At 62.3% G+C, this 20,844-nt stretch carries 22 protein-coding genes; 5 read left to right on the top strand and 17 right to left on the bottom strand.

Going from position 1 to position 20,844, the window contains the following annotated elements:
• The 8 genes from AC1D3C_RS25675 to AC1D3C_RS25640 all read right to left on the bottom strand — a co-directional run.
• Nucleotides 1-124 (bottom strand): PIG-L deacetylase family protein (locus AC1D3C_RS25675; protein ID WP_477484865.1); only part of this gene is annotated, 124 nt, incomplete at its 3' end.
• Between the two features lie 15 nt (nt 125-139).
• Nucleotides 140-1,096, bottom strand: coding sequence for a VOC family protein (locus tag AC1D3C_RS25670; protein WP_477484863.1), 957 nt, complete (start codon nt 1,094-1,096; stop codon nt 140-142).
• Nucleotides 1,097-1,377: 281 nt separating this feature from the next.
• Entirely contained in the window at nt 1,378-2,031 is a 654-nt protein-coding gene (locus tag AC1D3C_RS25665; RefSeq protein ID WP_038546898.1) for a TerC family protein, read from the bottom strand.
• Between the two features lie 381 nt (nt 2,032-2,412).
• On the bottom strand, nt 2,413-3,294 hold the full coding sequence (locus tag AC1D3C_RS25660) for an ABC transporter permease (RefSeq protein WP_038546900.1): 882 nt from the start codon (nt 3,292-3,294) through the stop codon (nt 2,413-2,415).
• Between the two features lie 12 nt (nt 3,295-3,306).
• On the bottom strand, nt 3,307-4,233 hold the full coding sequence (locus AC1D3C_RS25655) for an ABC transporter permease (RefSeq protein ID WP_038546902.1): 927 nt from the start codon (nt 4,231-4,233) through the stop codon (nt 3,307-3,309).
• Nucleotides 4,234-4,245: 12 nt separating this feature from the next.
• Nucleotides 4,246-5,229 carry an ABC transporter ATP-binding protein gene (locus tag AC1D3C_RS25650; protein ID WP_038546905.1) on the bottom strand — a complete coding sequence of 328 codons (984 nt, stop codon included), beginning with the start codon at nt 5,227-5,229 and terminating at the stop codon, nt 4,246-4,248.
• Complete coding sequence (locus AC1D3C_RS25645; RefSeq protein ID WP_477484862.1) at nt 5,226-6,239, bottom strand: ABC transporter ATP-binding protein; 1,014 nt, start codon at nt 6,237-6,239, stop codon at nt 5,226-5,228. The genes AC1D3C_RS25650 and AC1D3C_RS25645 overlap by 4 nt, the downstream gene beginning before the upstream one ends.
• 110 nt (nt 6,240-6,349) lie before the next feature.
• On the bottom strand, nt 6,350-7,981 hold the full coding sequence (locus AC1D3C_RS25640) for an ABC transporter substrate-binding protein (RefSeq protein ID WP_477484861.1): 1,632 nt from the start codon (nt 7,979-7,981) through the stop codon (nt 6,350-6,352).
• Between the two features lie 400 nt (nt 7,982-8,381).
• Here AC1D3C_RS25640 and AC1D3C_RS25635 point away from each other — a divergent pair, with 400 nt between their 5' ends.
• The gene (locus AC1D3C_RS25635) at nt 8,382-9,200 is read left to right on the top strand and encodes a sugar phosphate isomerase/epimerase family protein (RefSeq protein WP_477484860.1); all 819 of its coding nucleotides are present in this window, start codon (nt 8,382-8,384) and stop codon (nt 9,198-9,200) included.
• Nucleotides 9,201-9,239: 39 nt separating this feature from the next.
• Here AC1D3C_RS25635 and AC1D3C_RS25630 read toward each other — a convergent pair whose 3' ends face one another.
• The gene (locus AC1D3C_RS25630) at nt 9,240-9,932 is read right to left on the bottom strand and encodes a GntR family transcriptional regulator (protein ID WP_038546917.1); all 693 of its coding nucleotides are present in this window, start codon (nt 9,930-9,932) and stop codon (nt 9,240-9,242) included.
• A 247-nt stretch (nt 9,933-10,179) separates the two neighbouring features.
• On the opposite strand from AC1D3C_RS25630, the gene AC1D3C_RS25625 reads away from it, so the two are divergent.
• Nucleotides 10,180-11,457: a cysteine desulfurase-like protein gene (locus AC1D3C_RS25625; protein WP_247137650.1), complete on the top strand. Its 1,278-nt coding sequence runs from the start codon at nt 10,180-10,182 to the stop codon at nt 11,455-11,457.
• A 43-nt stretch (nt 11,458-11,500) separates the two neighbouring features.
• Here the strand turns inward: AC1D3C_RS25625 and AC1D3C_RS25620 are convergent, their stop codons facing one another.
• Genes AC1D3C_RS25620 through AC1D3C_RS25610 form a run of 3 tightly spaced genes read right to left on the bottom strand, consistent with a single transcriptional unit; the run spans nt 11,501 to nt 13,805 of the window.
• On the bottom strand, nt 11,501-12,010 hold the full coding sequence (locus AC1D3C_RS25620; RefSeq protein WP_477484859.1) for a flavin reductase: 510 nt from the start codon (nt 12,008-12,010) through the stop codon (nt 11,501-11,503).
• Nucleotides 12,007-13,101, bottom strand: a complete 1,095-nt coding sequence (locus tag AC1D3C_RS25615) for an LLM class flavin-dependent oxidoreductase (protein ID WP_477484858.1) — start codon at nt 13,099-13,101, stop codon at nt 12,007-12,009. The genes AC1D3C_RS25620 and AC1D3C_RS25615 overlap by 4 nt, the downstream gene beginning before the upstream one ends.
• Nucleotides 13,098-13,805, bottom strand: coding sequence for a GntR family transcriptional regulator (locus tag AC1D3C_RS25610; RefSeq protein ID WP_051899878.1), 708 nt, complete (start codon nt 13,803-13,805; stop codon nt 13,098-13,100). Before AC1D3C_RS25610 ends, AC1D3C_RS25615 begins: the two co-directional genes overlap by 4 nt.
• A gap of 195 nt (nt 13,806-14,000) precedes the next feature.
• On the opposite strand from AC1D3C_RS25610, the gene AC1D3C_RS25605 reads away from it, so the two are divergent.
• Nucleotides 14,001-14,756 (top strand): HpcH/HpaI aldolase family protein, encoded by a 756-nt coding sequence (locus AC1D3C_RS25605; protein ID WP_477484857.1) that lies wholly within the window; start codon nt 14,001-14,003, stop codon nt 14,754-14,756.
• A gap of 28 nt (nt 14,757-14,784) precedes the next feature.
• Nucleotides 14,785-15,711: an NADP-dependent oxidoreductase gene (locus AC1D3C_RS25600; protein WP_477484856.1), complete on the top strand. Its 927-nt coding sequence runs from the start codon at nt 14,785-14,787 to the stop codon at nt 15,709-15,711.
• A 61-nt stretch (nt 15,712-15,772) separates the two neighbouring features.
• Here the strand turns inward: AC1D3C_RS25600 and AC1D3C_RS25595 are convergent, their stop codons facing one another.
• Nucleotides 15,773-16,579, bottom strand: a complete 807-nt coding sequence (locus tag AC1D3C_RS25595) for an aspartate/glutamate racemase family protein (RefSeq protein WP_477484855.1) — start codon at nt 16,577-16,579, stop codon at nt 15,773-15,775.
• Between the two features lie 98 nt (nt 16,580-16,677).
• Between AC1D3C_RS25595 and AC1D3C_RS25590 the strand changes: the two genes are divergently transcribed.
• Nucleotides 16,678-17,220 (top strand): winged helix DNA-binding protein, encoded by a 543-nt coding sequence (locus AC1D3C_RS25590; protein WP_247136785.1) that lies wholly within the window; start codon nt 16,678-16,680, stop codon nt 17,218-17,220.
• On the opposite strand, the gene AC1D3C_RS25585 is transcribed toward AC1D3C_RS25590, so the two are convergent.
• From AC1D3C_RS25585 to AC1D3C_RS25570, 4 genes are read right to left on the bottom strand one after another with little or no spacing between them, the layout of a single operon-like run.
• Complete coding sequence (locus AC1D3C_RS25585; protein ID WP_477484854.1) at nt 17,199-17,990, bottom strand: cyclase family protein; 792 nt, start codon at nt 17,988-17,990, stop codon at nt 17,199-17,201. The genes AC1D3C_RS25590 and AC1D3C_RS25585 overlap by 22 nt on opposite strands.
• On the bottom strand, nt 17,987-19,231 hold the full coding sequence (locus AC1D3C_RS25580) for an SDR family NAD(P)-dependent oxidoreductase (RefSeq protein ID WP_477484853.1): 1,245 nt from the start codon (nt 19,229-19,231) through the stop codon (nt 17,987-17,989). The genes AC1D3C_RS25585 and AC1D3C_RS25580 overlap by 4 nt, the downstream gene beginning before the upstream one ends.
• Nucleotides 19,231-20,406 carry a thiolase family protein gene (locus AC1D3C_RS25575; RefSeq protein ID WP_477484852.1) on the bottom strand — a complete coding sequence of 392 codons (1,176 nt, stop codon included), beginning with the start codon at nt 20,404-20,406 and terminating at the stop codon, nt 19,231-19,233. The genes AC1D3C_RS25580 and AC1D3C_RS25575 overlap by 1 nt, the downstream gene beginning before the upstream one ends.
• Nucleotides 20,406-20,831, bottom strand: a complete 426-nt coding sequence (locus tag AC1D3C_RS25570; RefSeq protein ID WP_038546940.1) for an organic hydroperoxide resistance protein — start codon at nt 20,829-20,831, stop codon at nt 20,406-20,408. The genes AC1D3C_RS25575 and AC1D3C_RS25570 overlap by 1 nt, the downstream gene beginning before the upstream one ends.
• Nucleotides 20,832-20,844 lie beyond the last annotated feature (13 nt).

The following is a 20,844-nucleotide window of genomic DNA, read 5'->3' as shown; positions in this document are numbered from 1 at the left end:
CGCCATAGGACAGGCAGATGACTGTGACGTCGTAGCCCTTTTCCTCATGAAGCGCGATCGCGCCGCCGCAACGCCAGACGAAATCCGCCGAATGGGCGCTGATGACCAATGCTGTCTTTGCCATGGGATGCCTCTTGACTTACTTGTGTGCCACCGGCGGCGTGCCGTGTGTGTGGAAGGTTTCGATCGTCTTCATCCCCCAGGCCTGGCCCTTCTTGCGGTCGGCTTCGGTCCAGACGACCGGCTTCCAGTCGGGGCGAAGGATCAGTCGCGCGCCTGCATTGGCGAGCTCGACACGGTTGCCGGCGGGCTCCCAGACATAGAGGAAGAACGTGCCCTGGATCGCATGTTTGTGCGGGCCGGACTCGATATGAACGCCGTTTTCCAGGAAGATGTCCGCGGCGCGCAGGATGTCCTCGCGCTGGTCGCAGGCATAGGTGACATGGTGGAAACGGCCGTGCGAACCGGTATGGTCCTCGGAGCAGGCGAGGTCATAGGTCTTGTTGTTGATAGTGAACCAGCAGCCGCCTACCCGGCCGTTGTCGAGCTGGATCATCTCGGTAACCCGGCTGCCCAGAGCCGTGGTCATGAATTCGCGGATCAGGCTGACATCGGCAGCAAGCAGATTGACGTGATCGAGGCGGCGCGGGCTCGCGCCGCGGCCATGATAACGCTGGGCGATGTTCTTCAACGCCGGCTTCTCTTCCGGTGGCGCCACATATTCCCTGGTGTCCCAATAGAGTTCGAACAGGTGACCGTCGGGACTCTTGAACTGGTAGGCGCGGCCATGACCGAGGTCGCCTTCGCTCCAGCCGACGCCCCAGCCCTTTTCTTCGATCACCTTGACGCGGCGCTCCAGAGCTTCGGCGGACGAGGTGCGATAAGCGATGTGGCCGACGCCGGTGGTGTGATGCCTGGTGAGCTTCAGCGTGTGGAATTCGTAGTCGTCATAGGCGCGCAGATAGACGCTGTCGCCCTCGCGGCCGCTTTCGGTCAACCCGTAGACACGGGTGAAAAAGTCGAGCGACTCGTCGAAACGGTCTGAATAAAGCTCGACGTGGCCGAGATGGGCGACATCATAACAGGGTTCGGTCATGGCTTTTCCTAGATGATCGATCTATCGCGCCCGGCGGATAGGCGCATCTCCTCCAAAAATCGAGCCCGCGTCCTCCACTCCAACACGGCCGGCGCATGGGGCACCGCAGCTTGGCATGAAGACATAAAAGCAGATCGGCAGCCTGACGAATAGGTTCTGCTGACGCGGCATAAGTTTTGGTTGAGATCAGGGAAAAGCGGCTTGGCAAATGGCGAGCGAAGACGGGGCTTTAAAGTCCCGAAGGAAACGGCGCGACGGCAGGACCGCCGCGCCGGAAGACATTACCCACCGATATAGGGCGCAACTTCGTGAAAGCCGCGCCAGATCATTTCGAGCGCCACGTAAAGGATGACGGCGAGACCGACATAGGCAATCCAGCGATGCTTGTTGAGCAGGCGGGCGATGAAGCTCGCCGCAATACCCATCAGCGCGATCGACAGGACCAGACCAAAAATCAGCACGCCCGGATGTTCGTGGGCAGCACCGGCAACAGCGAGCACGTTGTCGAGCGACATGGAGACGTCGGCAATGACGATCTGCCAGGCGGCCTGGGCGAAAGTCTTGCGCGGAGCCCCGCCGGCAACCGTGCCATCGGCGTTGAGGTCGGCCTCCAGCAGCGCTTCGCTGGCTGTATCCTCATGATGATGCGGCGTACGCAGCTCCCGCCACATCTTCCAGCAGACCCAGAGAAGCAGGACGCCCCCGGCCAGCAGCAAGCCGACGATCTGCAGCAGCTGGGTCGTGGCAAGCGCGAAACCGATACGCAGCACGGTCGCCGCGATGATACCGACCAGAATGGCTTTGGATCGCTGTTCCTTCGGCAGGCCGGCAGCCGCGAGACCGATGACGATCGCGTTGTCGCCGGCCAGCACGAGGTCGATCATGATAACCTGCAGGAGCGCGGACAACGCCTCCGGCGTAAAGAATTCCATCATTTGGCACCCAATCTCTTAAAAAGGCGGGAGTGCCCGCGTGTGGACCGAGACGAACCTAAGACGCTCACGACCTGCATTCCGCCTGCCGTGTAGGTCACCGCCGTTGTCGTCACATGATTTCCACAAACACCAGGCACCCAAGTTGGACTAATCCAGTCCGACATCACAGCTCAGAGATGAACTGTCAGAGGGGCCCGGTCCTGGTGGCATGAGATTTAGCGGCATGATTGCAGAAACTCAAGTGGCGAGTTTATGAAACAGCCCGCAATAGCGCTGTTTCCGGCCGGATCGTTGACGATCCGTTGCAATTCCACCCCGCAATACAGATGCAGGTGGCGGCCGGTCTTGCGGCCGCCACCTGAGATTACGCCACGTTTGGGACTACGAAAGGGTCGGATCGAGCTTGTCGCGCAGCCAGTCGCCGACGATGCTGATCGACAGCGTGGTCAGCATGATCACCACCGAAGGGGCAAGCATGATCCACGGCGCGCGGGTCAGGTATTCGCGACCGAAGCCCACCATGTTGCCAAGGCTCGTTTCCGGTGGCTGCACGCCGAGGCCGAGGAAGGAAAGACCGCTTTCCATCAGGATGATTTCCGGGAAAGTCAGCGTCATCGAGACGATCAGGGTCGAGGCGACGTTCGGCAGGATATGATGGAAATAGACGCGTGCCGGCGTCGCACCGAGCTGGACGACGGAGGCAGCGTATCCTTGAGAGCTTGCCGAGATCGCCAGGCCGCGGGCGATGCGAGCGTAGCGTTCCCAGCCGTAGAAACCCATGAGGCAGACGAGCAGCACCATGGACGAGCCGAAGAAGGCAAGCACGGCGAGCGACATGATCAGGAATGGCAATGCCGCCTGGAAATCGGCAAGCACCAGCACGAGATGCTCGACCGCACCCCGGAATTGCGCGGCCGCGAAGCCGAGCGCCGTACCGAACACCGCCGACAGGATCGTCGCACCGAAGGCGATGATCAGCGACACCCGGACCGACTGGAGGAGGCGCGAAAGCACGTCGCGGCCGAGCTCGTCGGTACCTAGCAGATGTTTCAGGGCGCCCGGATGGGAAAGGCGGCTCGACAGGTCCATCGCGGTGATGTTGTAGGGGCGGATCTGGTCGGCGAAGATCGCAACCACCACCATGGCCGCCAGCCAGAGAATGCCGAGACCGACGGTGAACGGCACGTTGCGGCGAAGGCGGGTGACGAAAGTCGCATACCAGCCCGGCGTCCGCGCGGTTTCCGACAGATTGATCGTAGCCATATCTCTTTATCCTCAATGCGCCGCGTTGGAGCGAAGGCGGGGGTCGAGCCAGCCGTAGAGCAGGTCGACGACCAGGTTCGAAACCACCATCGCGGCGGCGATGATCAGCAGGATGCATTGGACGACGGCAAGGTCTCGGTTACTGACCGAGACGATCAGCAGGCGGCCGATGCCCGGCCATGAGAAGATCGATTCGACCACCACGGCGCCAGCGATCAGCGAACCGACCATGAAGCCGACGATCGTCACGATCGGCACCGCCGCATTCGGCAGCGCATGGTTCCAGACCACGTCGCCCCATTTCAGGCCTTTGGCGGAGGCGGTGCGGATATAGGGCTGGCCCATCACCTCGATCATGGCGCTGCGCGAGAAACGGGCGAGGATGCCGATACCGCCGATGCTCATGGTCACCGTCGGCAGGATGCCGTGCATCCAGGTATCCTGGCCGCCGGACGGCAGCACGCCGAGGATGACCGCGAAGATCAGCACCAGGAGGAGGCCCATCACGAAGGACGGGATCGTGAAGCCGAGTACCGCAAGCAGGATCACGCCACGATCGGCAAAGCTCTGGCGATGCAGCGCCGCATAGACGCCCGCCGGAATGCCGAAGACAAGCTTGAGAAGCAGCGCCGGCAGCGTGAGCTGCAGCGTCGCAGGCAGGCGCTGCAGCACCAGATCCAGTGCCGACGCCTTGTCACGCATCGACACGCCGAAATCGCCGGTGAAGATCGATTTGATATAGGCGACGTATTGGATCCAGAGCGGCTGGTCGAGCCCCCAGGAACGGCGGAACGCATCGACGGCTTCCTGCGGCACGTCCGGGCCGAGCATGACCTGCGCCGGGTCGCCCGACATGCGCAGCACGACGAAGGCGAAGGTGACGACGGCAAAGATGGTGATCATTGCCCGAAGGAGTCGGACGGCTATGAAGCGGATCATCAGGAACTCCTCTCAGGCCGCAATCGAGGCGGCTTCGCCGGCCACGACATGGCAGGCGGCCGTGCGACCGTTGCCGATCGGGCGGAGCTGCGGCACGACGGAACGACAGACGTCCTGCGCCAGCGCGCAACGAGGGTGGAAGGCACAGCCAAGTGGGCGATTGGCCGGATTCGGCGGCTCGCCCTGGAGGATGACGCGTCCCTGGAGGATCTTGCCGGGCACCGGCACGCTTGAAACCAGCGCCTTGGTATAGGGATGCTGCGGCGAATGGAAAATCACGTCGGAAGAGCCTTCCTCGACGATCCGGCCGAGATACATCACCGCTACCCGGTCGGCGATGTTGCGCACCACCTTGAGGTCGTGGCTGATGAACACCATGGCGATGCCGTTCTGCTCCTGCAGATCGCGCAGCATGTTGACGACCTGTGCCTGGATGGAGACGTCGAGCGCGGAAACCGGTTCGTCGCAAACCAGAAGCTTGGGACGTGCGGCAAGCGCGCGGGCGATCACCGCGCGCTGCCGCTGGCCGCCCGACAGTTCGTGAGGGTAGCGCCCGGCCTGATCCGGACGCAGGCCAACGGCCGTCATCAGCTCGGCGACGCGGGCCTCCTGGTGTTGCTTCGGAATGAGCCTGTGAATGTCCAGCGGCTCGCCTATCTGTTTTGCGATCGTCACGCGCCGGTCGAGCGCTGCCAGCGGATCCTGGTAGACGAACTGCATCTTGGCCCGCAGCGCGCGCCATTCGGGCGTCTTCAGGTCCGGCATCGGCTTGCCTTCGAACCGGACCTCGCCACCCTGGGCGGCATCGATGCCGAGCAGCATCCGGCCGAGAGTCGACTTGCCCGAGCCGGACTCGCCGACAACGCCCAGCGTTTCGCCGGGCTTCAGTGCCAGCGAAATGCCGTCCACAGCGCGCACCGGGTGCGGCTGTGCAAACAGGCCGCGACGGATCTGATAGACGCGGACGAGATTGTCCGCTTCGATAAGGGCGGTCATTGCAGCATGTCCTCGGTCATTCTGGTTCTTGTCTCGACAGGCTCATTGGCCGGAACCGGCCGGAAGCAGGCGAGCTGCCGACCATCGGCCGACGTTTCGAGCGCAGGGCGCTCGCTGCGACAAGCCTCGACCGCCCGAAAACAGCGCGGCTGGAAGGAACAGCCTTCGGGCAGATGTTTCGGGTTCGGAACCGTGCCGGGGATGGGGATGAGCCGGTGGCGGGGACCGTCGATCCGCGGGATCGCGTCGAAAAGACCGCGCGTATAAGGATGGCGCGGCTCGGAGAAAAGCTGGGCGACAGTGCCTTCCTCGACGATCCGGCCGGCATACATGACGCAGACGCGCTCGCAAACCTGGGAAACGGCGCCGAGATCGTGGCTGATGAACACGGTCGCCATGCCGGTCTCAGCCCGGAGCTGGATCAGCAGGTCGAGGATCTGCGCCTGGATCGTCGCGTCGAGCGCGGTGGTCGGCTCATCGGCGATCAGGAGGTCCGGCTCACCGGCAAGCGCCATGGCAATCATCAGCCGCTGACACTGGCCGCCCGAGAATTCGTGGGGATAGAGATCGAAACGGCGGCGGGCATCGGGAATGCCGACCATGTCCAGCAGCCGCAGCGCCTCTCTTTTGGCTGCATCGCCCCGGAGGCCGCGATGCAACGACAGAGTCTCGACGATCTGGCGGCCGATCCTCAGCACCGGGTTGAGCGAGCTCGACGGGTCCTGAAAGATCATCGCGATCCGGCCGCCGCGCACCCGCTCGAAAGCCTCGCGGGGACCGCCCGCGAGTTCCTGCCCATCAAGCTGAACGGAGCCGCTGACACTCGCCTTGCCGGGAAGCAGTCCCAGAGCAGCAAGCCACGTCACCGATTTTCCGCATCCCGATTCTCCGACGAGACCGACCGCTTCGCCCCGGCCCACGTTGAGATCGATACCGTGCAGAACCTGGACGCCGTCAAAGGCGACCTTGAGGTCACGCAGTTCCACCAGATTGGACGATGCTCTATCCATATCCCGCCATACTCCTGCCTCCCGCCGGTTCCGGACCGAAGACATTGCCGTTTTTGAAAACAGACGCTCCGGCGGCCGCATGGTCGCCGGAGCAGAGGAGAACAATCCGATCAGATCGCCCAGTTGGAGGAGCGGAAGTCCATCGCGAAGGCCGGAGCAGCCTTCCACTTGAGCGATGACTTCATGCCCGTGAACACGGCGTTCTGGTGCAGGACCTGGTAGACGGGGTCTTCGCGCTCGCAGATTTCCAGCATGCGGGCGAAAGCCTTCTTGCGGGCAGCTGCATCGGTGCTGGTTTCCAGGATCGACGCCATCTGGTTTGCCTCAGTATTGGTCCAGTCCTTCTTCTGCTGCACCTCGCCGTTCGGACCGAACTGAGCGACGATCGAGGAGACCGGATCGCTGAAGGCGGCCGAGGCCGACCAGTCGCGAACACCCTTGACGCCAGCCGGATCGTGGATCTGACCCCAGTTTTCCTTCATTTCGATCTGAACGTTGAGGCCGACCTGCTTCCACATCTCAACCATGATCTGACCGTTCGAGGTCTGGTTGGTGTAGTAGTTGTTGAGAAGGCGGAACGGGATTACGTCGCCCTTGTAACCGGCCTGCTTGATCAGGTCCTGGGCGAGCTTGGCGTTGAATTCCGGAACCTTCCAGCCCTCGACGAACATCGGGCCGTAGAACGGGAATTGCAGACCGGCCGGGATCTTTGTCTGGCCGGCCCACAGCGCTTCGACGATCGCCTGGCGGTCGATCGAATGCGTCATGGCGCGGCGCATCAGCGGGTTGGCGAGGATCGGGTTCTGAGTGTTGAAGACCGAGATGCGGTGGTTGTTGATCGTCGATCCCTGAACTTCAAAGCCCTTGACAGCCTTGACGGTGGCGATCTGGTCCGGGGGCAGATCGCAGGCGAAGTCGTATTCGCCGGAGAGCAGGCCGTTGACGCGGGAAGCGACTTCCGGAACTTCGACGAAGCGGATCTGAGCGAGCGGCGGACGGCCACCCCAGTATTCGTCGAAGGCAACGAGCGTCAGCGAGACGTCCGGCTTGTATTCGCCCACCATGTAGGCACCGGTCGTAACCGGCTTGCGGGCCCAATCGACGTAGGTCTTGGCTTCGTCCCAGGCGCGGCGGTTGGCGATCTGGCTGCCGAAGGCGTAGAGGCGGCCTTCGAGCGTGACGTCCGGCGTCGCGTTGTGGAAACGGACGGTGTATTTGTCGACGGCTTCGACGCCGGCAAGTGCCGGCCACAGGCGGCGGCCGATGCCCGGGATGGCGGCCGGCAATTCCTTGGCGGTGACCGGCTTGTTGTCGTCGGCAAAGATGGTCTTGCCGCCGGCAGGCTGGGTGGTGCCGAACAGGCGCTGGGCGGAGAAGCTGAAGACGACGTCTTCTGCTGTCAACTCGTCGCCGTTGTGGAACTTGACGCCCTTGCGGAGCTTCAGTTCGAGCGTCTTGTCGTCGATGCGCTTCCATTCGGTTGCAAGACCCGGAAGCGGCCCCTGATTGCCCATCCAGTCACGCAGGATGAGGCCTTCCCAGAGGTTCGGGAAGAAAACGCGCTCGCCGACGTTCGACTGTTCGTTCCAGATGTCGAGCGTGTTGTTGTTGGTGATCTTCTGAACGGCGATCGTGATCGACGGGCGCTTGGCACCCTGGGCGAACGAGAAGCGCGGCAGGATCAGCGAACCGGCAGCGACGCCGGCAAGCCCGAGCGTGCTGCGGCGGGTGAAGTTGACCATGGAAATTGTCCTTTGGCTTCGGTTAATGGACGAGCTCGATCAGCCCCTGCGAGCTTGAGCGGTGACGGCTAAGGGGTTCGCAGAGCCTAGGCCGCCAACGGCACGCCATCCGTTCGGGCTGCGAATGCGAAAGCCGCCCGCCCCGATGAACAACGATGAGAAGCGTCTTGCTGCAGCTCACGACTACCCCCTGATTTGCAGGGGCTATTTGGCCAGCCTGTGTATCAGTTCCGTGACGCTAACTTGGCGATTCGATGAAATTGAACACGCATGCAAATTTCATCATCTCGTGTTACAAATGTAATACTGTCGACACAGAATTCTGAGATGGGGAGCCTGCGCGGATTTCTTCCTGCGCGTCCCTCCCCCGATATTTCCTTTATTTTTGACGGAGTTTTCCATGTCTTCCCTCCCCGTGATCGGCGCCGCCATGACGCTTGGCGAGCTCGAAGTTCACCGCAACTGGCTTTTCGAAAAACAGCGCGATCTCGAACTTCAGGATTTCACCACCGCCGACGTCCTGAACGGCGACTGGACGCCGCTCGCCGCCCGCGCCAGGAAGCTGCTGGACGGTTTTGAAGGCCGCCTCGGCATCCACGGCCCGTTCTGGGGCTTCACCATCGCCTCGAATGACCCGGATATCCGCGCCGTCGTCGCCAAGCGCCTGAAGCAGGGCCTCGACGTCTGCGCTTCGATCGGCGCGACGCAGATGGTCGCCCACAGCCCCTATACGACCTGGTCCTACAACAACCTCGACAACAACAGGGGCGAGTCCGAGCGCGTCGTCGAGCACGTGCATCTGACGATGAGGGACGCCGTCAAGCAGGCCGAAGATATCGGCGCTGTGATCGTTCTGGAAAACATCGAGGACATCGACCAGCACGTCCGCGTGGCACTCGCCGATAGCTTCAATTCGCCGGCCGTCGCGGTCTCGATCGATACCGGCCATGCCCATTACGCGCATGGTTCCACCGGCGCGCCGCCGGTCGATTATTATGTGAAGGCCGCCGGCAACCGCCTGCAGCACGTCCACCTGCAGGACGCCGACGGATACGCAGACCGCCACTGGGCGCTTGGTGAAGGCGATATCCTCTGGCCGTCGGTCTTCCAGGCACTTGCCGATCTCACCAGCAATCCGCGCCTGATCGTCGAGATCAAGGATAAGTCGAAGATCCCGGCTTCGGTCGAGTATCTCGCCTCGCTCGGCCTCGGCCAGTAACCTTGAGTTTAAAAGCTAACCCCGGCGGCCGCGCCGAGGTTAGCGCAGTTCCGGAGACATATCCCTCAAATGCGACTGAGTGGCGAGAATGTCCCCCACCATCATCTCCCGCGCCAGCGCGCCGTTGCGCTCGCGAAGCGCCGCGACGATCCGGAAGTGATAGGACGAGAATGGGTGTACGACGCCCTTGTCGAATTCCTTTTCCACGTAATTGGTCAGCATCCGCATATAGGGGCCGAACCGCAGCCAGAGCATTTCGATATGCTGGGGAAGCACCTCGGAACGCGAAGCCTCGTAGATGCCGAAGTGGAACTCCTGGTTCTTGCGCAGCATGCCGTAGACGTCGCCGGCCTTGCCGGTTTCCTCATGCTCGCGCGCAAGCACTTCCGAACGGTCGATATCCTCGTCGGTCATATGTTTGGCGGCGAGTTCCGTCGCCAGCCCCTCGAGCGCGATGCGCGCCTGGCAGAGATCATCGAGCCGCTCGCGCGAAACCGCCGGCACCCGGGCCGAGCCGTTATGGCCGATTTCCAGCCCGTTTTCCGCCGCAAGCCTCCGCAGCGCCTCGCGCACCGGCATGTGGCTGGTCCCGAACTCGGTTGCCAGCGACGAAATGGTGATCGCCTGCGACGGCGCGAAGGAACCCCACATCAGCGCCCGGCGCAGCTGTTCGTAAACCGTATCCTGAACGGTCACGCGCGACGTGACCTTCAAAAGCCCGCTATCCGCCATCCTTGCCCTCTGATCCCATTCAAATCACAACCAGGCCTCGCATAACAGGCCGCGTTCTTCAAGTCTCGCGGCGTCCGGCCATCTCCCGTTCGCGACGCGTTTCCCCTTGATCAAATGCCAATGGCACAATAGAACATTTGAAAGTTTGATCAAATGCTCATTAGGCTGCGAGCAAACATAAATAGGGGGAGGCTTATTATCACCTGTATCCCTCTTCATCGATAATACGACACCCTGGGAGAAATCCATGAACACGCATGTCACGGCAGGCGATAACCTCGCCAAGGCTTTTCCGGTCGATGAGCTCAGACTGAAATTTCCGGCTCTCCAGAAATACAAGGACTTCATCTTCTTCGAAAATGCCGGCGGTGCCCAGGTGCCCCAGGCCGTCGTCGATGCGGTCGCCGCCCATCTCGTAGACTGCAACGTGCAGCGCATGGCGCCCTATCTCCACAGCCAGGGCGTCGACCGCACCATTGCCGAAGCCCGCGTCTCCGTCGGTCTGCTGGTCAATGCCTACCGCCCGGAGGAAATCTCCTTCGGCCTCAACGCCACGTCATTCATCCGCCTCGTCAGCCTCGGCATCGCAAAAATGCTCCAGGAGCGCAACGAGATCATCGTCACCGACATGGACCATGATGCCGACATCGCCACCTGGATGGCGCTGGAGGCCGACGGTGCCAGGATCGTCTGGTGGAAGATGCGCGAAGATGGAATGCTGCATACCGACGACCTGAAGCCGCTCCTGAACGACAAGACCCGCCTGGTCGCCTGCACGGTGACCGCCCATTCAATCGGCACGATCGTCGACGTCGCGACCGTCGGCAAGCTGGCGCATGCGGCCGGCGCCGAGGTCTTCCTCGACTGCGTGCATTACGGTCCGCACGCGCTGATCGACGTCCAGGCCTGGGGTTGCGACTATCTCGTCTGCTCCGGCTACAAGAATTTTTCGCCGCATATGGGCTTCCTCTGGGGCCGTTATGATGCGCTGGTCAAGCTGCCGACCTTCAAGGAAGACTTCATTCCGGACGTGCCGCCCTACAAGATCGAGGTCGGCACCTTCACCTACGAGAACGTCGCCGGCATGAATGCTGCCGTACTCTATCTCGAAGACCTCGGCCGCAGGTTCCTGCCCGAAGGCGAACATTCCCGCCGCGAGGCGCTTGCCGCCGCCATGGGCGCCATCCGCGCTTACGAGCAGACGCTGTCGAAGAAGATGCTGTCGGTCTTGAAGAAGCACGGGGCGACGATCTACGGCGTATCCGACGAAGCGCAGGTGGAAAAGCGCGTTCCGACCATCTGCTTCAACATCCCGGGCCTGACGCCGCAATATCTGTCGGCCGAACTCGGCAAGAACAATATCGGCAGCCGCGACGGACATATGTTCGCGCCGCGCCTGATGAAGCGCCTCGGGCTGACCATGGAAACGGGCTGCATGCGCGTGTCGATGGTCCACTACAACAAGGCGGAAGAGATCGACCGTTTCGACATGGTGCTAGGCGAGATCATCGCCAAGACCAGGTGATGCAAAGACCTCCGCGGGACAAACTCCCGCGGAGGTCTCCATCTCACTTGAGATGATGATAGCGGCGCCGGAAATAGACGAGTGCTTCTTCATCTTCCGGGCCGTGGAGAATCCCGACGACCCGGCAGAACAGAACATGATGCGTGCCGCTCTCGACCGCATTTTCCACTTCGCAATCGAAAGACACGACCGCATCGGTAAGCCGCGGCGATCCCGTCGCGGCAAGCACCCAATCGCCTACCGCGAACCGGTCATCCTGCGGCGTCGAACCGCCGAACAGCCTCGACATCGGCTCGTGACCTGCGGCCAACGTATTGACGCAGAGCACCCGGTTTCTTTCGAACATGCCGGCGACCGAACTCGACCGGTTGAGGCAGACCAGCAGCGTTGGCGGCCGGTCCGTTACGCTGCAGACGGCTGACGCCGTAAAGCCCGCAAGCCCGCCTGGTCCGTCAGTGGTGACGATGTTCACCGCCGCCGCCAGCTGCGCCATGCCTTCCCGAAAGGCGAGCCGTGTCGCATCCACCTCGTCGCTTTGAATATTTATCGTCATTCGACCCTCAGCCCCGCTTTTCTTAACAAAGGCACGACGCGATCGCAGAAGAAAGGCAGCTCATAGGTGTAGTTTACGAAGGACATGGCGATGCCGGAATACCCCTGTTCGGCGATCGCGATCATGTCTTCGACGATCTTTTCCGGCGTACCGATCAACGGATAGCCGCCAGCACCGCCTGCAAACCGCTTTCGATAAAGATCGTAAGCATTTTTGTCGTGCGACTGGGTGAATTCCTTCTTGCCGGCCATGTGCGCGTCGACCGCTGCGTGATCGGCCATCGTCACGGCATAACGCTCGTAATAATCCTCGGCCTCCTGCTGGGTTTCACGGCAAACGACGTGGCAGACCGTATAGGCCCCGACGTCGCGGCCGAGCTTGTCCGCGCGGGCTTTGATGTCTTCCACATGCTTGCCGGCCTCGGCGATCTCGGTGAAGGTGGTGAACAGGTATTCGCAGTTCTTGGCCGCGAAATCCCGGCCCGGCCCGCCGAAGGCGGCGTTCATGGTGACCGGCCGCGGCGACTGCAGGCTGGCTGGCCGGCTGACGACGTCCTTCAGCTTGTAATAGGTTCCGTCGTAATCGAATGGCGCGTCCGACGTATAGGCCCGCTCCATGATCTCCAGCCATTCGTCGGCTTGGTCATAACCCTTCTCGACCAGCGGCACCCCGAACATGCCGAATTCCTTCGGGTTCCAGCCGCAGACGATGTTGAGACCCGCCCGGCCACCGCTGATATGATCGACGGTCGCCAGCGCCTTCGCCGCATAAAGGGGATGCACGAGCGGCACATGCACGGTCATGAACAGCCCGATCCGCTCGGTGACGGAAGCAAGGCCGGCCGCCCAGGTGAAGGTCTCGAAGGACCATTCACGCACCCGGTTCTTGCCGCCGAAACCTTTCCAGCGGGCGATCGGCAGGAAAAAGTCGAGCCCACCGCGATCGGCGATCTGCACGGCGTTGAGATTGTCTTCCCAGCGTGCCTGCCAGCGCTCCGGCACGTCGGTAATCGCAAGCCCCCCGTCCGCATTCGGCGAAAAGACGCCGAGTTTCAGTCTGCTGGGGCCTTTCAGCGGATGCGGCTTGATCATGCTGTTCCTCTCTTTTGTATTCTTCTGCGAGCGGGACGCGCGGTCTCCGCCTCTTCCAACTGGCGCCGCCGGACGGAGAGGTAGGCTTCCTCCGCCGCGAACATGAAAAGCGTCATGCGGTCCTGAACCATCAGCGGGTCGTGCGCGAGGAAGGCCGCATGAATACGGGAAAGACCGTCGATATACTGATAGGCCGTAGCCGGGTCGGCGAACGTGCCAAGCCGCACCGACTGGAAATAATCGATGAAGCGGGAAATCGTCGCCGCCATATGCGGATTGTTGACCGCCTTGAGCCACGCATTGCGGAAATCGACATTGGCCGCCAGCAGGGCTGGAATATCGCTCGCACCCAGCGCCAGCTCCACCCGGTTCATCGCCGCCGTGATCTCCGCCTCGATCTCCGGCGTCATGTCGCGGGCGGCACAGGCTGCGGCGCGCGGCTCGAGCTGGCGGCGCACCTCGAAAAGCCCGGAAATGTCCTCCAGCGACAATTCCCGCACCGCAAAGCCGCGCGTCGTGCCGACCAGATACCCTTCGGAAACCAGCCGAAGCAGCGCCTCGCGCGCCGGCATGCGGGAAATACCGTGGGCATTGGCGATTTCGGTATCCACCAGGCGGTCGGTCGGCGAAACGGCGCTCCGCTGCAGCTTCAGCCGCAGATCGGCATAGATCGCATCCACCAGATTGTCGCTCGGCTTCAACATAGAAATCTCCTCCGAAAACCGTATACCGATTTTGGCAGATTTCAAGCAATTTTCACAATAATTGCCTTTTCTCTGCGCGATATCGTTAATTGCAGTATACTGTTTAATTCACTTGCAGCGTCCAGAATTTTAGGCTTAAACTTTAATTTGGCGCAGGTTTCAAAGCCGTTTCAGCAGATTTCAGAAGGTATCCCGATGAGCGACTTCCGCAGAAAATGTATCGGTCACGAGCGCGTCATCGGCACATTCGCGGCAATCCCGCATCCGGTCGCAATCGAGGTGACCGCTGCGGCCGGCCTCGACTTCATCTGCATCGACGCCGAGCATGCTCAGATCGGCCGCGAGCTGATCGAAAACCTCATTCGTGCTTCGGATGTCCATCGCGTGCCCGCCATGGTGCGCGTTCCGGGCCACGCCTCGGAATCGATAGCCGGCGTGCTGGATGCCGGAGCTGCCGGCGTGTTGGTGCCGCGCGTCTCGACCGCCGCCCAGGCCAAGGCCGCCGTACTGGCAACCCGCTATCCGCCGATTGGCGAACGCGGTGTTGGACCGGGACGTGCCGCGGGCTACGGCTACCGCATTCCCGACTATCTGAAGTCGGCGAATGAAAGCCTCGTCCTCGCAATCCAGATCGAGACCGCCGAAGGGCTCGCCAATGTCGAGGAAATCGTCGCCGTCGAGGGCGTCGACGTGGTCTTCATCGGTCCTGGCGACCTCTCCGTTTCGATCGGCGCGATAGGGCCGGATGGAGCCGAGAAGCTGGACGCGGCCATTCTCAAGATCACCAAAGCCGCCCGCAAGGCAGGTAAGGCCGTCGGCATCTTCCGCCCCTCCGCCGATGACATCGGCAAATGGTCGGAGGCAGGCATCAGCTTCTATCTGCTCTCAAGCGATACGAGATTTCTCGGCGCCGGTATCGCTGCCGACGTCGCCGCCGCGCGCTCCGCATAAGCCGCATCGATTTTCCAGGAGTGACGACGTGAAAGCCATCCAGTACAGCGAACACGGCCCGGCCGATGTGATGCACTATGTCGACCTGCCCGATCCGGTCGCCGGACCGGGCCAGATCCTGGTGAAGCTCGAGGCCGCCAGCGTCACGCCTTTCGACTGGAAGCTCCGCGCTGGGCATCTGCAAAACCATTTCACACTGCCGATGCCGAGCGTGCCCGGCCGCGACGGCGGCGGCACGGTGGTTTCCGTCAGCGACGGTGTGGTGGAATTCAAGATCGGAGACCGTGTCGCAGTCATGGCCGGCGTCTTTGCCCAGGGCGGTTATGCGGAAATGATCGCCGTCGATGAAAAGCATGCTGTCAAAATTCCGGACAGCCTCTCGACCATCGACGCCGTGGCACTCACTAATGCCGGCCTCAGCGCCTGGATTGCGGTGCGCACCGCGGAAGTCAAATCCGGCGACAAGGTTCTCATACATTCCGGTTCCGGTGCGGTCGGCGGGTTGCTGGTCCAGCTCTGCCACCATCTCGGCGCCCATGTCACCGCCACCTGCCGCTCCACCAACCGCGATTATGTCCTCGGACTCGGCGCCGACCGCGTCGTCGCCTATGACGAGGAGGATTTTTCCGAGATCCTCACCTGCCAGGACATCGTCTTCGAACTGATGGGCGGCGAAGTCCACGACAAGTCCTATAAGGTGCTGAAAAAGGGCGGCCACATGGTCTGGCTGGTCGCCGATCCGATCCGGGACCGCGGTGAGGAATTCGGCGTCAAAGTCACCCGCGCAATGATCACCGACGACAACTCAGCGCTTCAAGGGATGATGGATCTCGCCGGCGCGGGCTTGCTCAAGCCCCAGGTCGCCCGCACCATGCCCTTGTCGGAGGCAGCCGAAGCCCACCGCCTGATGGAAAAAGGCGCCATCTCGCGCGGGCGCCTGATGCTGACCATGTGACGTGCATGTCGCCCAAAAGTGTGACGCGGTTTTGGGATAACGACATGCAGAACGAACAAATTCAAGCGCCGCTCGGAAACAGCGGCGCCTGACGGCCGTTGGCGACGAAAGTCCGGAAATCCTCGACCGCATGCGCGCTGGCGAGCGCACAGAACGGCCCGCGGCTCACCTCGATGCCGCTGATCTTCTGCAGCCGCACGTCCATCTCGGCGCTCTTCAGCGCCACCGCCGCCGTGTTGACGACCGGCGCATGCAGCACCTTGAACCCGTATTCGCCACCGACCAGGAGGCCGGGCAGCACGCCTGCCGGCACCACGACATCGGCGCCATCACGCACCAGCGGTTCGGCGCAGGCGGTGAAATTGGCAAGCATCCGCCGCCGCGCATCGTCATCGCCCGCAAAGGCAGCGCTGAAATCCGAAGGCTCGCAGTTCATGCCGGCGACGTGCTTCACCCGACCGCCGAGGCCGTAGAGATCGGCCTGCTCGTAATGCCAGGCCTGAAAGACGTCATCGAGGGTGACCAGCGCCATGCGTCGGCCGAGCCGCGCGGCGTAGTGCATGCAGACCTCGCCGGCGCCAATCACGGGAATGGTCAGTGCCGACTTGAGCTCATAGAGGCCCGGATCCTGAAAATGGCCGATGACGACCGCGTCATATCCACGGCTCGCCGCCTCCAGCCCGTTGTCGATGGCGATCGCCGCGCAACGGAACTCCGCCAGCCGCCCGAAATGACGGTCCGGCGGACTGATGCCGAAGACATCCACGGTCGTGCCCGGCTCGGCAATACCGTTCAGATAATCCGAGAGCCGCGTCATATAAGCGGCGCTTGCAGTGGCATCGATGAAGCTCTGCCAGAAGATGCGCATATTTCCCTCGTTTGGTCCGCTTTCGTATGCGGTTTCGCACTCGTCAAAACTAGAATTTAAGGCTTTACTCGCGACGCGATTACAACCCGGAGAGCCACATGATATCGCCTGCCACGCCCGAAAACCCGCTGAGCGATACGGCCCTCGAAATGTCGGAAGCCGCCCTCACCGAATTCGAATGGTCGTTATGGCGGATTTCCGCCGCCTTCCTGCGCTGGCAGTCGGAATGCTCGAGCGAACTTGCCGGCGCCGGCCTGAGCGGTCTCGATACCGCTATCCTGCACACGATCCGTTACCGTAACAAGCCGAAAGGGCTCGGCGAGATTTCCCGCCTCCTCGGCCGCGACGACACCGCCAACATTCAGTATGCGATCAAGAAGCTCCAGACCCTGCAGCTCATCGAACGCGTCAAGGGCCGCTCCCGCAAGGACACGCTCTACACGCCGACCCGCAAGGGCACCAAGCTCACCCAGGATTACCGGGCTCTGCGGCGGCAGCTTCTCGTGTCGCTGATCCAGAAAATGGAACGTGCGGAACAGGGGCTCGGCGAGGCGACGGAAATGCTGGAACTGCTCACGAGCTTCTATGACACTGCCGCCCGGCGGGTGGCGAGCGGCTCTCATCCCGTCGAGCGTTCCTGAACCAGCGCCAGCACGCGCAGCGGGCTGCCCGAACCGTTCTGGATTTTGAGCGGTGCTGCAACGATCATCGCACCCATGGGCGGAAGCTGGTCGAGATTGGTGAGGCACTGCAGCCCGTAGCGGCCGGCGCCATGCAGGTAATGGTGCGCCGGATAGGGCGGCGAGAAATGTCCGGCCTGGCCGGCGTCCGTGCCGATCGTCTCGGTGCCGAAGCCGATGATATCCCGCTCGGCCACCAGAAAGCGCATCACCTCCGCATCCGGTCCGGGCGTATGGGCGCCGTCTGCCTGCAGATTGGCATAGGCGGCACCTGACTTTTTCGACCAGTCGGTGCGCAAGAAGGCCCAGGATCGCGGCGGAATGCGACCATGCTGTTCTTCCCACTTCACGACATCCGCAACCGTCAGCAGGAAATCCGCATCCTCGGCCGCCTGTTGGGAGCAATCGATCACGCAGGCCGGCGCGATCATATCGGCCGGCGGCAGCGTATCGACGGAATTCAGCGGCAGGTCGCGGCCGGTATACCAATGGATCGGTGCATCGAAATGCGTGCCGGTGTGCTCGCCGAAGGAGAGGTTGTTCCAATACCACGCCGGCCCGCCACCGTCGTAACGCGAAATCCGCTCCATCCGGAACGGCGCGGATTGCCCCAGTTCCGGCGGCATGACGATGACCGGAAAATCCGGAGACAAGGTATGGGTGAGATCAACGACGCGCACCGCACCGCTCGCCAATGCTCCGGCGAATTTGCTCAGAATATCGCCGCTCATTGACCAGCCTCCCGCTCGATGGCTTTCGGATTGTCGAACAGCCGCGCCTCGATGTCCTTGGCGACGTCACCGACGTAAATGTCTTCCAATCCGCGTTTCAATCCGTCGAGAACCGCATCGGCCAGAGCCCTTGGCGCCACCTTCGGCGGCGGCACCGTCTGGAACCATTCGGTATCGAGCGGTCCGGCGAATGCATTGATGACCCGGATACCGCCCGGCCTGAGTTCGGTGCGCAGCCATTGCGACAGCGACAGGCACGCCGCGTGCGCGGCGGAATGGACGCCGAACTGTGGCGCATTGCTGAGCCCATGAACCGAGAGCACATTGACCCAGGCAACGGCCCCAGCCGCACCGTCGGCGCCGCGCGAGCGCATCACCGGCCCAAAAGCCTGGGCAAGACGCATCAATCCCATCACGGTATGATCCATCGCCTCGCGCGCTATATTGGCCGCACCCACATCGAAGAGATGCGCCGGCCGGACGTGATCGGCGGTGTTGATCAGGATCTCCACCTTGGCGCCGATATCCATCGCCAGCTCCTGCACCGAACGTTCGCTGGTCAGGTCCAGATTGAGGACTTCGACACCTTCGATCGTCTCCAGCGACGCCTGCTGGTCAAAAGGTTTCCAGCGATCTGTCACGCCGACAAAGATCTTGGCTGCTCCCGCTTTCCCAAGAGCCTGCACCAGCGGCAGCGCAAGTGGGCTGCGCCCGTCGGTGATCAGAACGCGGCGGTGCTTTGGGTCGGCGGTCATCTCGCGCCATTGGGGATCGTCTTCCATGTGCGGCGTCTCCGAAACGGGTTTGGCGAAGAACACGGCCTGTCCTGCCCGGTCCAGCTGCAAGGACAGCTTGAGCCGGCTACCAGGTCCGCCGCAACTACCATGCAGATGCACGATAACAATCGGCCCGCAATCGAGCTGAACCAGCCCAGTGCGCCATGGCATGTGCTCGCGAAAATAAGGATCGCTGGTGACCTCTATCCGGGTTTCCGACAGCAGCGAGCCGCCGGCAGGCGCGTCATTGAACGTCAGGTCGGACGAAAGGCAGTTCGGGCAGGCCTCGCGCGCCGGATAGGTGTAGCGTCCGCATTCGCCGCAGCATTGCAGCATGAAACGGCCGGTCGCGGCAGCAAGCGTCAGCCCGTGCGCCTTGCGGCTGCGTGCTTGAGGCGGCAGCAGCGGCTGCGTGGTGCGGGCGAGCGGGTTCTTTCGCTTCGGTTTGAGGAAGGGTTCGGTCATCACGCCCTCGCCAGAATGGCGGCCGCAGAGGCGAGCCCGCGGTCGTAGTTGATCATGCCGAAACCTGAAACCAGCCCGAGCTTAGCATCCTCGACCTGCCTGCCTTCCGCTGTCCCCAGAAGCTGGCGCATCGCTTCGGTAACCCCGAGATGCCCGCCCGCGGCCCCCGCCTGGCCGACCGAAAGCTGGCCCCCAGACGTGTTGTGCGGAAAGGACCCGTCGATCGTGAATGTGTGCTGGCGCACGAAATCCGGCCCCTCGCCTTTTGCGCAGAAACCCAGATCCTCGAATTGCATCATCGAGATCACTGCGTAGTCATCATAGGTCTGGACAAAATCCATGTCGTCCGGCTTCGAACCGGCCATGCCGTAAAGTTCGTCGCAATCGACCACCCAGCCGCCGCGCACCTGCACCGGATCCTCGGCAAACGCGTTGTGCCGCTCGATAGCCGACAGCAGCCGGACAAAGGGAAGCCCGAGCGAGACCGCCGTCTCCTCGCGCATCACCAGAAAGGCTTCCGCACCGGCGCAGGGCATCACGCAATCGAACAGGTGGAACGGCTCGGCGATCGGTCGCGCCGACATATATTGTTCCAGCGTCAGCCGCTTCTTCATCAGCGCATCGGGGTTTTTGAGCGCATTGTCGCGCTGGGCGACGCAAAGCTTGCCGAAGTCTTCCCGAGTGGCGCCGTAGCGATTTATGTAGTGGCGTGCGATCAATGCGAAACTCGCATTGGGACCACCGGCGCCATAGGGATAGGAAGCATCCTGCGCAAAGCGGGAGAAGTTGGCGAGCGTCTTGCGGAACGTATCGACCTGATTGGTGTCGGCTGCGACGCAGGCGACGATATCCGCATCGCCCGCCTGCACCGCCCGCGCCGCGCGGCGGATCGAGGCGATACCTGCGGCGCCGCCCATCGGCAAATGATCGAGCCAGCGTGGCGACAGCCCGAAATGCTGGGTGAGCGCGATCGCCGCATCCGGCCCCATGGTGAAGCTTGCGACCGAAAAGCCATCGAAATCCCGGTGGCTGATGCCGGCACCTTCCGCGAGCGCCCTGAGCGCCTTTCCCATCCACCAATGCGCGGTCTCGATGGAATAGCGCTGGTAGGGTACCGTCACCGGCACCGCCAGAACCACGCCGTCATAAGATTGCCGCGCGCGGGAAACGACCATCAGGCCACCGTCAGTTTGACGTCGACATTGCCGCGCGTCGCGTTGGAATAGGGGCAGCGTTGATGCGCACCGGCGACGATCTCTTCCGCGACCGAGCGCTCTATGCCGGGCAAGGATGCCACCAGTTCCACCGCCAGCGCGTAACCAACCGGCACCGGGCCGATACCGACCTTGGCGGTGATTGAAACGTCATCCGGCAACGCGATCTTGCTCGTTCGCGCCACGAGCTTCACCGCACCAAGGAAGCAGGCCGCATAACCGGCGGCGAAAAGCTGCTCCGGATTGGTTCCCTCGCCTCCAGGGCCACCGAGCCCTTTCGGTACCGAAAGATTGACCGCGAAACTGCCATCAGCGCTCTGCGCTTTTCCTTCCCGGCCACCATGCGCGGTAACGGACGTCTCATAGAGGATCTTTTCCGGGGTCATGCGTGCCTCCATA

It is taken from the genome of Neorhizobium sp. P1_A6 (assembly GCF_056406795.1).
Note: the sequence above shows the minus strand (reverse complement) of the source record. Positions and strands in the feature narration are given on the sequence as shown.